The sequence below is a fragment of the Streptomyces sp. NPDC053493 genome (assembly GCF_044544825.1).
In the GTDB taxonomy this organism is placed as follows: Bacteria; Actinomycetota; Actinomycetes; order Streptomycetales; family Streptomycetaceae; genus Streptomyces.
In genome coordinates, this window is sequence record NZ_JBITXS010000002.1 from 600,852 (window position 1) to 615,375 (window position 14,524).

Below are 14,524 nucleotides of genomic sequence, written 5' to 3' on the forward strand. Positions count from 1 at the left end.
GCCGTGCGGCGGGCGCGTCACCGCCGCCCCGGCGGACGGTTCGCTACTGGTTCTGCCCGCCCAGCATGAAGAGCAGGTAGAGGAAGCCGGCGAAGAGGTGCCCGGCGACCAGATAGGCGAAGAGGCGGAGCACCAGCCCCTTGGGGAACTTGCCGGCGCCGCGCTCCTCGCCGGTGACCGGTGCGGACTTCTCGGACATGTCGGTCCTTTCTGAGGTCGGGAGTCAGCGTCGGTGCGGCGTCCCGTCGCCGAGGCACAGCTCGGCGGCGGGGCTCTGCATCAGCGTGTGGACGAACAGCAGCTCGGCGCCGCCGCGGGTGGCCGCGCCGATGCGGTGCGGGGTGAGCGAGTCGAAGTGCGCGCTGTCCCCGGGATCGAGGACGTGCACGGCGTCGCCGAGCGCGAGCCGGACCCGGCCGTCGAGGACGTGGAGCCACTCCTCGCCGGCGTGGACCCGCACGATGTCGGCGCTGGTGGCGTACGGCACGTGGACGCGCAGGGCCTGCATGGCCCGGCCCGGGCCGCCGGCCGGGCGGTAGATCCAGCCGTCGGCCTCGACGGCCTCGGCCCGGCCGCCCCGGATCACCGGGTCGCGCTCGGGCGGCAGCTCGCCGAGCAGCTCGGAGACCGTCGTACCGTAGATACGGGCGAGGGCCAGCAGCATCGGCAGCGACGGCTGCCGGTTGCCCGTCTCCAGACGGGACAGGTGCGCCGGCGAGAGTCCGGCCCGCTGGGCGGCGGCCTCCAGGGTGAGGCCACGGCGGCGGCGCAGGGCCCGCAGCTGCGGGGCGACGTCCGGCAGGACGTCGGTGGCGGCCGCGCCGGCGGCGGCAGGGTCCGGGGCGGAGCCCCCGGGGACGTGGTCCATGCGTCCATTCCGCCAGGATCGTGCCTCTGAGGCAAGTTTCTTGCCTCAGAGGCAAAACCCGTGACCGGATCCGGTCAGCGCTGTGCCACGGCCTGCTTGACCAGCGTCCTGCCGAAGTCCCACATCAGTCCGCCGCCTGCGTGGGCGTCGTCCATCACCGCCGTGAAGGCGGTCACGAAGCGGTCCACGTCCGCCTCGTCGATGATCAGCGGCGGGATCAGCTTGATGACCTCCAGGTGGTCGCCCGACACCTGCGTCAGGATGCGGTGGCGCTGGAGCAGCGGCACCACGACCATCTGCGCGAAGAGTCCCTTGCGGGCCGCCTGGAGCATCGTCCAGCGGCTGCGCAGGCCCAGCGAGGTCGGCCGGCCGAACTCGATGCCGATCATCAGGCCCCGGCCCCGGATCTCGTGCAGCAGCTCGTAGCGCGGCACGAGCTCACGCAGCCGGGAGGCGAGCAGGTCGCCGATCCGGCGGACGTGCGCGACCGTGCCCTCCGACTCCATCACCGAGAGCACGGCGAGCCCGGCCGCCATGGCCTGCGCGTTGGAGCCGAAGCTGGCCGAGTGGACCAGGACCCGGTCCATCGAGGAGTAGACCTTCTTGAAGATCCAGTCCTTGCCGAGGGTGGCGCCGACCGGCACGTAACCACCGGAGAGCGCCTTGGCGACGCAGACCAGGTCAGGCTCGACGCCGTCCTCGTGCTGGTACGCGTAGAAGTCGCCGGTCCGGCCGAGGCCGGTCTGCACCTCGTCGGCGATCAGCAGGGCGCCGTGCCGGTGGAGCAGCTCCTGCGCGGCCCGCAGGAAGCCGGGCGGCGCCTCGTGGACGCCCTTGCCCTGGACGGGCTCGACGACGAAGCCGGCCACGTCGCCCTTGCGCAGCTCCCGCTCCAGCGCGTCGAGGTCGCCGAGGCCGATCGCGGTGTCGGGCAGGAGCGGGGCGAAGCCGTCCCGGAAGCCCTTCTCACCGTTGACGGAGAGCGAGCCGGTGGTCAGGCCGTGGAAGGCGTGGGAGCAGTAGACGATCCTCGGCCGTCCGGTGGCGTAGCGGGCGAACTTGAGGGCGGTCTCCACGGCCTCGGTGCCGCTGTTGCCGAAGAAGACCCGCTCGAGGTGCGGACTGTGGGCGAGCAGCCGCTCGGCGAGCAGCCCGGGCAGCGGCTGGCAGTCGAAGCGGGTGAGGTCGGCGAGCTGGGCGTCGAGGACGTCGTGCAGCGCCTTGCGGACGACCGGGTGGTGCCGGCCGAGCCCCATGACGCCGAAGCCGGCGAGCATGTCGAGGTAGTCGGCGCCGTCGGCGTCGAAGAAGTGGGCGCCCTCGGCCCGCTCGTAGACCTTGTCGAAGCCGATGGTGTGCAGCATGCGCGGGAGCTGGTGGTTGAGGTGGCGGGCGTGCAGCTCGTAGCGCTCGCCACCGCGCTCGGCGAGCAGCGCCCGCAGGTCGAACTCACCGGTCATGACGCGCTCGCTCACCCGTTGTTCCCGGACACGGTCTCGCGGACCGCGCGCAGCGACTCCTTGAGCGAGCCCATGGTGGCGAGGACGGCGGTCGGCTCGTAGCCGCAGTGCGCCATGCAGTTGGCGCAGCGCGGGTCCTTGCCGCGGCCGTACTTGTCCCAGTCCGTCTCTTCGACGAGCTCGCGGTACGTCGGGACGTAGCCGTCACTCATCAGATAGCAGGGGCGCTGCCACCCGAAGAGCGAGTAGTTCGGGATCGCCCACGCGGTGCACGGGAAGTCGGCCTTGCCCTCCAGGAAGTCGAGGAAGAGCGGCGAGTGGTTCAGCCGCCACCGCCGCCGGTTTCCACCCGCGAAGGCCTTCTTGAAGAGTTCCCTGGTCTGCTCGACGCCGAGGAAGTGCTCCTGGTCGGGAGCCTTTTCGTAGGCGTAGGCGGGCGAGATCATCATTTCGTCGACCTGCAGGTCGTCGTTGAGGAAGTTGAGCACCTCGATGATCGTCTGCGGGGTGTCGGTGTTGAAGAACGTGGAATTGGTGGTGACCCGGAAGCCGCGCCGCTTGGCCTCCTTGATCGCCGCCACCGCCTCGTCGAACACGCCCTCCTTGGCGACCGATTCGTCGTGCCGCTCGCGCAGGCCGTCGATGTGGACGGCGAACGCGAAGTACGGGGACGGGGTGAAGTCGTCCAGCTTCTTGCGCAGCAGCATGGCGTTGGTGCACAGGAAGACGTACTTCCGCCGGGCGACCAACTGGCGCACGATCTCGTGGATCTGAGGGTGCATCAACGGTTCGCCACCGGCGATGGAGACCATCGGCGCCCCGGACTCCAGGACGGCGCCGACCGCCTGGGCGACCGGCATGCGCTGCTTGAGCACGCCCGCCGGGTGCTGGATCTTCCCGCAGCCCTCGCACTTCAGGTTGCAGGCGAACAGCGGCTCCAGCTCGACGATCAAGGGGAACTTGTCCCGCTTGCGGAGCTTCTGTTCGAAGAGGTAGGTCCCGACCCGGACGGACTGACGGAGCGGCATGGCCATAACTCGCTCACCTCCTGGGGAGCAGCAAAGAACGGTGCCATTCGAAGAATGCGGGAAGGACGGCACGAAGGACGCGGAACGCCGATATTCCCCCGCGTACCGTGCCGATCCGGACCAGTTCATGTTCAGGAGCGTCCACGACCACTCGTACGGCCGCAACCGGACGCGGTCCGGCCGCGGTGGCGGTACGCAGCGTGGCCGCCGACTCCATGTCGACGGCGATCGCGCCGCCGGCCCGCAGCGCGGCCCGCTCGGGGCCGCGCACCACGTGGTCGGAGCCGGTCAGCGGGCCGGTGTGCACGGTGCGGCCGGGCAGGGCCCGGGTGAGTGCCTTCACCAGGAGCTCGGTGCCGACGCAGGCCGTGGCGCCCTCGGCGTCGCGGGTCTCCTCGGCGACGATCAGGTCACCCGGGTGCATGCCCGGCGCGAGGCCCGCGCAGAAGCCGGAGGCGATGACGGCCGCGTCGCGCCAGCCGTCCCGCTCCAGGGCCCGGGAGACGGCCCGCCGGGCGTGCTCCGGCCCCATCCCGCTCCGCACCACGGTCACGGGCGCGGGCGCCCCGCCGCGGTCGCCGCTGCGCAGGGCGAGCTTCTCGATGCCGAGCGCGCAGGCGACGAGCAGCGGCGGCACGGCGCCGGCCTCTCCCGCCGGCGCCGCGGCCCGCTCCCGAGCCGGGTCTGCGGCCGGGTCCGGTTCCCGGGCCGTCACGTGCGCTCCAGGCCGTGGAGGACCGGCTCGCCGTGCACGTAGCGCCCGAGCGCGGTGAGCGGGAAGACCTGCCGGTAGAGGTGGTAGTTGATGGAGAAGTCCCACGGGAAGCCGGTGCCGGTGAAGTACGGCTCGTCCCAGGAGCCGTCCTCCCGCTGCGTCTGTACGAGCCAGGCGACGCCCCGCCGGACCGCGGCGGACTCCCGCTCGCCGGCCGCGAGCAGGGCGAGCAGCGCCCAGGCGGTCTGGGAGGCGGTGGAGGCGCCGTGGCCGATCCACTCCGGCTCGTGGTAGGAGCGCAGGTCCTCGCCCCAGCCGCCGTCCTCGTTCTGCACGGACTCGAGCCAGGCGACGGCCCGCCGGATCGCCGGGTGGCCGCCCGGCAGGCCGGCCGCGACGAGGGCCGGGACGACCGAGCCGGTGCCGTACACGTGGTTGACGCCCCAGCGGCCGAACCAGGCGCCGCTCGGCTCCTGGGCGTTCAGCAGCCACTCGACGCCGCGGCGGGTGCGCGGGTGGTGGGCCTTGCCCTCGTAGGCGAGCATCTCCACCACATGGGCGGTGACGTCGGCCGAGGGCGGGTCGATGACCTCGCCGAAGTCGCAGAACGGCAGCCGGTTGGGAAGGCCGCTGGTGTTGTCGGCGTCGAAGGCGCCCCAGGCACCGTTCCTCGACTGCATGCCGGCGGTCCAGCGGGCGCCGCGGCGGACGGCTGCCTCGACCCGGGCCGGGTCGGGATGCCTGACCCGGCGCAGGGCGAGGACGACCTCGGCGGTGTCGTCGATGTCGGGGTAGTTGTCGTTGTGGAACTCGAAGGCCCAGCCGCCCGGCGCGAGTCCGGGCCGCCGCACGGCCCAGTCGCCCTTGCGCGTGATCTCCTCGCCGAGCATCCAGTCGGCGGCCTTCACCAGCGCCGGGTGGTCGGGGCGTACGCCGGCGTCGGCGAGCGCGATGGTGGCGAGACAGGTGTCCCAGACCGGTGACTGGCAGGCCTCGATCATGCGGGCGCCGTCCTCGCGCCACACGGCGAACCGGTCGAGGGACTCCAGCCCGGCCCGCATCACGGGATGCTCCAGGTCGTAGCCGAGGAGGTGGAGGGCGATGAGCGAGTAGACGGCGGGCGGCTGGATCCCGCCCCAGCAGCCGTCGTTCTCCTGCCGCTCGACGATCCAGCGGGCGGCCACGTTCATGGCGGTCTTCCGCAGCCGGCGCGGTGCGACCTTCCGGTAGAGGTGCAGTCCCTTGTCGAGGCGCTGGAAGAATCCGTCCCAACTGGCCGCGGGGGCAAGGGGTTTCGCCGGGCGGGGCCGGTCCGGGTCGGTGTGCAGCTCGTCCAGCGCGAACGGGGCGGGCCGCACCGGCCGCTTCGCGGAGACGACGGTGAGCGGCACGATGGTCTGCCGGGCCCAGCAGCCGAAGTCGTAGATGTTGAGCGGGAACCAGCTCGGCAGGAAGATCAGCTCGGGCGGCAGTTCGGGCAGGTCCTCCCAGCGCCACCAGCCGAACAGGGCGAGCCAGATCCGGGTGAAGACCCGCGCCTCGGCGATGCCGCCGTGCTCGCGGATCCAGGCCGAGGCGCGGGCCATGTGCGGGGCGTCGGGGAGGTCTCCGGCGAGCCGCAGGGCGACGTAGGCCTCGACGGTGGCGGAGAGTTCGCCGGGTCCGCCGTAGAAGGTGGACCAGGTGCCGTCGGCGCGCTGCTCGCCGCGGATGAAGAGGGCGGCGGCGCGGGTGGTGTCCGGGTCGAGGATGCCGAGGAACTGACGGAGCAGCAGGTCCTCGGCGTCCATGGTGACGTTGGTCTCCAGGTCGCCCTTCCACCAGCCCTCGGCGTCCTGGCGGCCGAGGAGGTGCTCGACGGCGCGTTCCGCCGCCTTGGCGGCGTCCTCCTCGAGGACGGCGGTGGGCGGCGCGCTCCCGGCCGGTGCGCTCCCGGCCGTCGTGGTGGCGGCCTTCGTGGCGGCCGTCGCGGCGGCGGCCGTCGTGCCGGCCGCGGTGGTCCCGGCCGTGGTGCTCGGCGCGGTGGTCGTGCTCGTCGTGGTGGTCGTGGTGGTCGTTTCGCTGGCCGCGGCTGCCCGGGGTCCCACGGCCCCGGCGCTTCCGTCGGTCGTCGCTGTCATGGCTTCCCCTTCGTGCAGGCGGTGTACTTCGTGAGTCAGTACTTCTGCTTCTTCGGGTCTGCCGTCGGCCGGCGCACGAGGGCACCGGCCGGCGACTGCGAACTCATATCAGAGCGATGGTGATCATCTCTTCCGAACGACGACGAAATCGGCCAGAGCGGTGAGCTGTTCGCGGACGTGGGCCGGCAGGTCCACCTCGTGCAGGGCCCGGACGGCGATCGCGTGCTGGCGGCGGGCCTCCTGGGACGTCCACTCGCGCCCGCCGGCCTCCTCGATGAGGGCGGCGCGGGCGGCGAACTCCTCCTCCGAGAAGGAGTCGAAGTCGGTGCTCTTGGCGTCGGCGGCGAGCAGTTCGCCGAGCCGCTCGGAGGCGGGGCCGCCGGCCGCGAGGGCGGCGACGACCGGCAGCGACTTCTTGCGCTGGCGCAGGTCGCTCCAGGTCTGCTTGCCGGTGGCCTCCGGGTCGCCCCAGATGCCGAGGAGGTCGTCGACGGCCTGGAAGGCGAGGCCGAGGTGGTAGCCGTACTCCTCCAGCTTGTCGGCGGTGCGGTCGTCGGCGCCGCCGAGCACCGCGCCGATGGACACGGCGCAGGCGAGCAGGGCACCCGTCTTGTTGCCCTCCATCTCCAGGCACTCCTCGACGGTGACCCGCTCGCGGTGCTCGTAGGAGATGTCCTGGGCCTGGCCGTCGATGAGCTTGCGGGTGGCGGTGGTCAGCCGGCGGGTGGCGCGGCCGGCCTCGACGGTGCCGAGCTCCAGCAGCAGCTCGTTGGCGAGGGCGAAGAGCGCGTCGCCGACCAGGATGGCCTGGGCGGGTCCGTGCACCTTCCACACCGTGTCGCGGTGGCGGCGCTGCTCGTCGCCGTCCATCAGGTCGTCGTGCAGCAGCGAGAAGTTGTGCACGAGCTCCACGGCGACGGCGCCCGGGATGCCGACCTCGGGCGCCTGGCCGGCGGCCTCGGCGGAGATCAGGGCGAGCGCGGGGCGGACGGCCTTTCCGCTGTCGCCCTCGGACGGGTTGCCCTGGGCGTCGATCCAGCCGAAGTGGTAGGCGGCCACGGTGTCCATGGGCGGTGCCAGGCGGTCGACGGCCGCCCGCATGACGGGCGTGGACAGGGCGCGGCCCCGTTCCAGCAGTGCGGCGACGTCCGCGGTGTCGACGGCCGGATTTCCCGGGGGCACAGTCGGCACGGTCTCTCCTCTAGTTCCGGTACTCACACTCATGCCGCCTCCTGCAGCGGATGTTCGTAGCGGCGGCCGAGTGAGGAGAGCGCCGCGCCCGCGGCGCTGAAGCCGCTGCGCACGGCGCCCTCCATGGTCGCGGGCCAGCCTGTGGCGGTCCATGCGCCGGCCAGGTACAGGCCGGGGGCGTGGGTGCGGGCGCCCGGGCGGAGCCGGCCGACGCCCGGGGTCGGGGCGAACGTGGCGGTCCGCTCGCGGGTCACGAAGAAGTCCCGGACGCCGGCGCCGCGGGTGGCGGGCAGCAGCCGCTCCAGCTCCGGAAGGTAGCGCTCGCGCAGGACGGAGACGGGCTCGTCGATGTCGTCGTGGGCGGCGGACTGGGAGAGGGCCAGGTACTGTCCGCCGCCGGTGAGGCCGGAGGAGTCGGTGCGGTCGAAGACCCACTGGACCGGCGTGCCGAGCGCGGCGAAGAACGGCTGCCGCAGCACCTTGCGGTCGTAGACGACGTGGACGTTGAGGATCGGGGCGGTGCCGATGTCGAGGAGCCGGTCGGGGTCGTCGAGGGCGCCGTCGGGCAGCAGCTCGTGGGTCTCGCGCTGCGGTACGGCGAGGACGACGGCGTCGGCCTCCAGCTGCTCGCCCGGCACCTCGACGGCCCAGCGGCCGTCGTCGGTGCGGGTGATCCGCTCGGCCTTGGCGCGCAGTTCGGTGCGCACGCCGACGGAGTCGAGGGCCTTGCGGGCGAGGGTGTCGTGGAGCTCGCCGAGCGGGACCCGGGCCCAGCCGATGTCGGCGGCGCCGTTCTCGGAGAGCAGGCCGGTCTTGAAGACCGTCGCGGCCAGGCCCATGGAGGCGTAGGGCGCGGTGGCGTTGAGGGTGGCGACGCCGACGAGGTCCCACAGGGCCTCGACGGCGCGGGCGGACTGGCCGTGGCGGCCGAGCCAGGTGGCGAAGTCGATGCCGTCGAGGGCCGGGTCGGCCGGGTCGAGCTTCTGCAGGGCGAGCGCGGCGCGGGCGACGGAGGCCCGCTCGGCGAGCGACAGGTGCGGATAGGTGGCGAGACTCTGGGCCAGGTGCAGCGGTACGGGCAGGGCGGTGCGCCGCAGCCGGCCGAGCCGGGGCCCGCGCGGGTGGGCGACGTCGAGCACCGGCACGTCGAGCCGCGGCTGCACGGGCGCGAGGTGGGCGCCCTCGATGCGGTCGAGGAACCAGCGGTAGGCGGTGCAGCAGCGCAGGTAGACGTGCTGTCCGTTGTCGACGGTGAGTTCGCCGCGGCGGAAGGAGAAGGCGAGGCCGCCGAGCCGCGGCCGTCCTTCGAGCAGCGTCACCCGCACGCCGGCCTCGGCGAGCTGCAGCGCGCTGGTCACGCCGGCGAGCCCGCCGCCGACGACGACGGCGTGCGGCGGCCGGCCGCCGTGGCCGGCCACCGGCCGGGAGGTGCCGCGCGGGCCGTCCGGGACGACGGTCTCGGCGGCGCGGTGTTCGTCGGCGGTCATGCGGTCTCCCTTCGGAGCGTCGTGCTCGGGGACGCCGGACCGGCGGCGCGGGTTGCGCGCGTCACGCGGGCCTCCTGGTGGTGCGGCGGGAGATGTGGCGGGCGTCGAGGCCGGAGAGGCCGCGGACGGCGACGTAGGCCTTCTCGCGGCCGGGGAGCGAGACCCGGCCGCGCAGCACGGCGGCCGGGTCGCGTTCGATCCGGTCGAGCAGGCGGCGGTAGATGCCGGCCATGGCGGCGACGCAGGCGCCGCTGCGGCGGTCGAGCATCGGCAGGAGCCGGTAGCCCTCGGCGAACAGGGCGCGGGCGCGGCGTACCTCGAAGTGGACCAGGCCGTCGAAGTCGGCGCCGGCCGGCGGGGTGTCGGTGCGGAAGCCGTCCGAGCAGCCGAACTTGGCGAGGTCGTCGGCCGGCAGGTAGGTGCGGCCGTTGCCGGCGTCCTCGCGGACGTCGCGGAGGATGTTGGTGAGCTGGAGGGCGAGGCCGAGGGTGTCGGCGTACTCGGCGGCGCGTTCGGCGCCCTGCGCGCCGGTCTGGGTGCCGAAGACGCCGAGCGAGAGCCGCCCGATGGCGCCGGCCACGCAGCGGCAGTAGACCTTGAGGTCGTCCCAGGTCTCGTAGGTCTCGCCGCGCACGTCCATGAGGACGCCGTCGATGAGTTCGTCGAGTCCGCCGAGCGGGATCGGGAAGCGGCGGGCGGAGTCGCTGAGGGCGACGGCGACCGGATCGGTGTCATCCTCCTCGACCTCGCCGGCCCGGACGCGGGCGAGGAGCGCGCGGGTGGCCTCCAGGCGGTCCTTCTTCTCGGCGGGCAGCAGCGGCCCGTCGCCGATGTCGTCGACCCGGCGCGAGAAGGCGTAGAGCGCCGACATGGCCTGCCGCTTCTCGGTCGGCAGGAGCCGGATCCCGTACGCGAAGTTGCGGGCCTGCTGCCCGGTCACGGCCTCGCAGTAGCTGTACGCGGCCTGGACCGGCGCGGACGGCTGCGACTGTTCCTCCACGGTGCGGCTCACCCCTCTCTCCGCGCCGTGAGCAGGACGGCGCCCGCCCGGCGCATCAGACTCGGTTTGGCCGCCTTGGGCGGCCCGGGCAGCACGTCGAAGCCGGCGGCGGCGATGGCGTCGAGCGCCGCGTGGCCGCCGGCGGTGAAGCCGGCGAGCAGCAGCCGGAGCCGGCCGTTGACGCTGCCGACGAGCGGGGTGCCGGCGTCGAGCAGGGTGCGGGCGCGCTCGGCCTCGAAGGCGATCAGCGCGCGCACCGAGGCGCCGGCGGTGGGCCGGGCGAGGTCGTCCTCGCCGACGTGGAAGCGCGCGAGGTCCTCGGCCGGGAGGTAGATCCGGTCGCGGGCGAGGTCCTCGGCGACGTCCTGGAGGTGCTCGACGATCTGCAGCGCGGTGCAGATCTCGTCGGAGCGGCGGATCCGCTCGGGCGTGAGGGTGCCGGTGATGCCGAGGACGAGCCGGCCGACGGGGTTGGCGGACAGCTCGCAGTACGCGAGGAGGTCGTCGTACGTCTCGTAGCGGCGGACCAGCTGGTCCTGGCGGTTGGCGGCGACCAGGCCGAGGAACGGCTCGGGGGTGAGCCGGCAGCGCTCGACGGTGGGGCCGAGGGCGCGGAGCAGCGGGTGGCGGGGCGGGCCGTCGGCCGGGTCGAAGACGCGCATGAGGTCGGTCTCGAAGGCGTCGAGGAGCGCGAGCCGGTCGTCGGCGTGCTCGGGCGCGACGCCGAGCCGGCGGGCGTCGGCGCCGCCGGGCGCGAGGTCGCCGTCGCCGATGTCGTCGACGAGGCGGGCGAAGCCGTAGACGGCCATGAGGTCGTCCCGCCAGGCGCGCGGCAGGAAGAAGGGGGCCACGGGGAAGTTCTCGTCCGCGGCCTTGCGGAGTGTGGTGTGCGAGGAGGCGTCGGGGCGCACCTGCCGGGTTCCCGTCACCGGCCGCTGCCCGACGCGGGGACGGCGACACCCTCGTGGAGCTGGAGATTCTGCGTCATGGCCGTCACATCTCCCGTTCTACACCGCGGATCGAATCCATCCTATTTCGGACACGCCGCCGAGCCCTGCCCGTGGCTCTCCGCCCGGTGGCCGGGCAGCGAGGCGTATCACCCCACTTGCCGCGAAACAGACCGGTACAGCTTACGTCGCAGGGGGCTCCGCGCCGCGCCGGGGGTGCGGGCGCCTGTGGACAACGCCGGGTGCGGCGTCAACCTTCCCGTAGGGGGCGGAAGTTCACACTTCCTTGACGGGGTTTTCGACCGTCACCGCGCGGCGCGGGTGCCGGAGACGACCATGGCGAGGGTGGATTCGACGACGTCGTCCCTGCGCTGGGCCGGCAGCCGGCGCAGCGGGCCTTCGAGCAGCAGCAGCGACAGCCCGTGCACGGCCGACCACGCGGCGGCCTCGGCGGCGGGCCGGGCGGTGCGCGGCGGTCGTGCGGTGGCGGCGACGGCCGCGAGGGCGTCGGTGAGCAGCGTGAACGCGCGCACCTCGACGCCGGCGGTGTCGGCCTCGGTGTCGGCGCCGCGGGCTCCGAAGGCGGACCGGTAGAGGCCGGGCTGCTCGACGGCGAAGGCGACGTAGCCGCGGCAGAGGGCGGCGAGCCGGGCCTCGGCGGCGCGGGCCGGGTCGTCGGCGCCGGGCGTACGGGCGGCGGCGCGCTCCATGGAGTCGGCGAGCGCGCGCCGGGCGTGGTCCCGGACGGCCGCGAGGAGCTCGCCACGGCCTTCGAAGTGCCGGTAGGCGGCGGTGGGCGAGACGCCGACCCGTCGGGCCGCCTCGCGCAGCACGACCCGCTCCGGGCCTCCTTCGGTGGCGAGGTCGACGGCCGCGCAGATGAGGGCGTTGCGCAGGTCGCCGTGATGGTAGGTCTTTCCGCCCGAAACCGCTGCCATGCGCACATCCTGCCCGATGTTGACCGCATGAACATTCCGCGTGCTCTCCCGACGCGCGAAAAACAGCCGCCTCTGCCGGTTTTCGTCGGCAAAGGCGGCTGGATACGGTCCGTGCGGGTCGGGCTACTTGCCGGTCTCGCGCTCGTAGGCGGCGATGACCTCGTCGGTCGGGCCGTCCATGAGCAGCTCGCCCTTCTCCAGCCAGAGCACGCGGTCGCAGGTGTCCCGGATCGACTTGTTGCTGTGGCTGACCAGGAAGACCGTGCCGGCCTCCTTGCGCAGCTCGCGGATCCGCTGCTCGGAGCGGATCTGGAACTTGCGGTCACCGGTCGCGAGCGCCTCGTCGATCATGAGGACGTCGTGCTGCTTGGCGGCGGCGATGGCGAAGCGGAGCCGGGCGCCCATGCCGGACGAGTAGGTCCGCATCGGCAGCGAGATGAAGTCGCCCTTCTCGTTGATCCCGGAGAAGTCGACGATGTCCTGATAGCGACCCTTGACCTCGTCGCGGCTCATGCCCATGGCCAGGCCGCCGAGGATCACGTTGCGCTCACCGGTCAGGTCGCTCATCAGCGCCGCGTTGACGCCGAGCAGCGAGGGCTGGCCGTCGGTGTAGACCTTGCCGCTCTCGGTGGGCAGCAGGCCGGCGATGGCGCGCAGCAGGGTCGACTTGCCGGACCCGTTGCTGCCGATGAGGCCGATGGCCTCGCCTCGGTACGCGGTGAAGGACACGCCGCGCACGGCGTGCACCTTGCGCACGCCGCGGTCGCTCTGGCCCTTGCGGCGGCGGACGATGCGGCTCAGCGCGGCGGTGGCGCTGCCCTTGCCGCCTCCGCCGCCGTTGACGCGGTACACGATGTGGACGTTGTCCGCGATGACGGTGGGCACCCGGCCCTCGGTGCGGTCAGCCACGGCCGTACCTCTCCTCGGCCTTCCAGAAGTAGACGAAGCCGCCGACGCCGATCACCACGGACCAGGCGAGCGCCACGAACCAGACGTGCGGCGGCAGGTTGGAGCCGCCGTAACCGTCGATGAGGGCGAACCGCATCAGGTCCATGTGCAGCGCCGCCGGGTTGTACTGGAGCAGGTCGGCGATCCAGGCCGGCTTGTCCTCCAGCATGACCGGGATGGAGAACATGACGCCCGACGCGTACATCCAGGTGCGCATGATGAACGGCATCAGCTGGGCGAGGTCGGGCGTCTTGGCACCCATCCGCGCCACGATCATGGCGAGGCCCGCGTTGAACACGAACTGCAGCAGCAGCACCGGGACGATCAGCAGCCAGCTGAGGGACGGGTAGCTGCCGAAGGCGACGGCGACGGCGAGGAGCACGACCATCGAGAACAGCAGCTGCTGGAGCTGCTGGAGCGCGAACGAGATCGGCAGCGAGGCCCGCGGGAAGTGCAGCGCGCGCACCAGGCCGAGGTTGCCGGAGATCGCGCGGACGCCGGCCATCACCGAGCTCTGGGTGAAGGTGAACACGAACACGCCGGTCACGAGGAACGGGATGTACACCGACCGTGTCATGCCCCGGTCCGCGCCGATGATCACGCCGAAGATCAGGAAGTAGACCATCGCGTTGAGCAGGGGCGTCACCACCTGCCACAGCTGGCCCAGCTTGGCCTGGCTGTACTGGGCGGTGAGCTTCGCCTGGGAGAAGGCCAGGATGAAGTGGCGCCGTCCCCACAGCTGGCGGATGTACTCCACGAGCCCCGGCCGGGCGCCGCTGACGGAGAGGCCGTACTTCGCGGCCAGCTCGGCCGGGCTCAGGCCGTCGTCGGCGGACGGTCGGGCGCTCGTCACGACCCCACCGTCCTGGGATGTGTCACTCACAAGTCGAAACTTTCGTGTTCAAGATGCGCGGCAAGTCGGGTTCCACGATGTCAGACGACGGGCGGGCGTCCCAGTCGGGTCAGCCGCCACACCGTACGCCACCTCATGGGATGCCGAGGCCCGCAGGGGGCCTTCCAGCCCTCCCGGAAACCGCCGAACCAGGCCTTGAGAGCGGGTACGGAGGGTCGCCGTGCCAGGGTGAGGAGCAGCCAGACGCCGAGATAGACCGGCACCAGGGGTGCGGGAAGATTGCGGCGAGCCAGCCACACCCGGTTGCGGGCCACGTTGAAGTGGTACGTCGCGTGCCGGGACGGCGGGGTGGTGGGGTGCAGCAGCACCATGTCGGAACGGTAGTCGATCATCCAGTCCGCGTCGAGGGCCCGCCAGGCGAGATCGGTCTCCTCGTGCGCGTAGAAGAACTCGTCCGGCAGTCCGCCGACCTCGGCGAACACCTTGGTGCGCACGGCGTTGGCGCCGCCGAGGAAGGTGGTCACGCGCGAGGAGCGCATCGGGTCCGAGGCGCGCAGCCGCGGCACGTGGCGGCGCTGGGTGAGCCCGGTCTCCGGGTCGGCGATCCGGAAGCTGATGATCCCGAGGCGCGGGTCGGCGGTGAAGGCCTGGCGCACGAGCTCCGCGGTGTCGCGGTTGGCGAGCAGGCCGTCGTCGTCGAGGAAGAGCAGCGCGTCGACGTCGGTGCCGCCGGGCCCGAAGGCCTCGATGCCGACGTTGCGGCCGGCGGGGATGCCGACGTTCTCCGGCAGCGTCACGGAGCGGACGCCCTCGGGCAGGTCGGTGATCTCGACGCCCTGGCCCACGACGACGACCTCGACCGGGTCGCCGTGCTGGGCCGCGACCGAGTCGAGCAGGGCGCGCAGGTCATCGGGCCGGTTGCCCATGGTGATGACGACGGCGCCCAGCTTCATGGGTCGGTGCATGGTG

The 14,524-nt window shown here is 72.8% G+C and carries 14 protein-coding genes; all 14 read right to left on the reverse strand.

The window, feature by feature from the left end; all coding sequences use genetic code 11:
• Positions 1-43: 43 nt before the first annotated feature.
• The 14 genes from ACIGO8_RS08410 to ACIGO8_RS08475 all read right to left on the reverse strand — a co-directional run bounded on the left by ACIGO8_RS08410 (position 44) and on the right by ACIGO8_RS08475 (position 14,520).
• Entirely contained in the window at positions 44-199 is a 156-nt protein-coding gene (locus ACIGO8_RS08410; protein WP_382482696.1) for a DUF6126 family protein, read from the reverse strand.
• Positions 200-223: 24 nt separating this feature from the next.
• Positions 224-868 carry a helix-turn-helix domain-containing protein gene (locus ACIGO8_RS08415; protein WP_399725861.1) on the reverse strand — a complete coding sequence of 215 codons (645 nt, stop codon included), beginning with the start codon at positions 866-868 and terminating at the stop codon, positions 224-226.
• 74 nt (positions 869-942) lie between these two features.
• Entirely contained in the window at positions 943-2,328 is a 1,386-nt protein-coding gene (locus tag ACIGO8_RS08420; RefSeq protein WP_399726784.1) for an aspartate aminotransferase family protein, read from the reverse strand.
• 11 nt (positions 2,329-2,339) lie between these two features.
• Positions 2,340-3,362 (reverse strand): adenosyl-hopene transferase HpnH, encoded by a 1,023-nt coding sequence (gene hpnH, locus ACIGO8_RS08425; protein WP_399725864.1) that lies wholly within the window; start codon positions 3,360-3,362, stop codon positions 2,340-2,342.
• A gap of 7 nt (positions 3,363-3,369) precedes the next feature.
• A complete protein-coding gene (locus tag ACIGO8_RS08430) occupies positions 3,370-3,993 on the reverse strand; it encodes a 1-hydroxy-2-methyl-2-butenyl 4-diphosphate reductase (protein ID WP_399726787.1) in 624 nt (207 codons plus the stop codon).
• Between the two features lie 74 nt (positions 3,994-4,067).
• The gene (shc, locus tag ACIGO8_RS08435) at positions 4,068-6,191 is read right to left on the reverse strand and encodes a squalene--hopene cyclase (protein ID WP_399725866.1); all 2,124 of its coding nucleotides are present in this window, start codon (positions 6,189-6,191) and stop codon (positions 4,068-4,070) included.
• 123 nt (positions 6,192-6,314) lie between these two features.
• The gene (locus ACIGO8_RS08440) at positions 6,315-7,415 is read right to left on the reverse strand and encodes a polyprenyl synthetase family protein (RefSeq protein ID WP_399725869.1); all 1,101 of its coding nucleotides are present in this window, start codon (positions 7,413-7,415) and stop codon (positions 6,315-6,317) included.
• Positions 7,412-8,869 carry a hydroxysqualene dehydroxylase HpnE gene (gene hpnE, locus ACIGO8_RS08445; RefSeq protein WP_399725872.1) on the reverse strand — a complete coding sequence of 486 codons (1,458 nt, stop codon included), beginning with the start codon at positions 8,867-8,869 and terminating at the stop codon, positions 7,412-7,414. The genes ACIGO8_RS08440 and hpnE overlap by 4 nt, the downstream gene beginning before the upstream one ends.
• 61 nt (positions 8,870-8,930) lie before the next feature.
• Entirely contained in the window at positions 8,931-9,881 is a 951-nt protein-coding gene (gene hpnD, locus ACIGO8_RS08450; RefSeq protein ID WP_399725874.1) for a presqualene diphosphate synthase HpnD, read from the reverse strand.
• Positions 9,878-10,798 (reverse strand): squalene synthase HpnC, encoded by a 921-nt coding sequence (hpnC, locus tag ACIGO8_RS08455; protein WP_399725877.1) that lies wholly within the window; start codon positions 10,796-10,798, stop codon positions 9,878-9,880. Before hpnC ends, hpnD begins: the two co-directional genes overlap by 4 nt.
• Before the next feature lie 323 nt (positions 10,799-11,121).
• Positions 11,122-11,754, reverse strand: coding sequence for a TetR/AcrR family transcriptional regulator (locus ACIGO8_RS08460; protein ID WP_399725880.1), 633 nt, complete (start codon positions 11,752-11,754; stop codon positions 11,122-11,124).
• 123 nt (positions 11,755-11,877) lie between these two features.
• Positions 11,878-12,663, reverse strand: a complete 786-nt coding sequence (locus ACIGO8_RS08465; RefSeq protein ID WP_399725882.1) for an ABC transporter ATP-binding protein — start codon at positions 12,661-12,663, stop codon at positions 11,878-11,880.
• Positions 12,656-13,585, reverse strand: a complete 930-nt coding sequence (locus ACIGO8_RS08470; protein ID WP_399725885.1) for an ABC transporter permease — start codon at positions 13,583-13,585, stop codon at positions 12,656-12,658. The genes ACIGO8_RS08465 and ACIGO8_RS08470 overlap by 8 nt, the downstream gene beginning before the upstream one ends.
• A 50-nt stretch (positions 13,586-13,635) precedes the next feature.
• The gene (locus ACIGO8_RS08475) at positions 13,636-14,520 is read right to left on the reverse strand and encodes a glycosyltransferase family 2 protein (RefSeq protein ID WP_399725888.1); all 885 of its coding nucleotides are present in this window, start codon (positions 14,518-14,520) and stop codon (positions 13,636-13,638) included.
• Between the last annotated feature and the right edge of the window lie 4 nt (positions 14,521-14,524).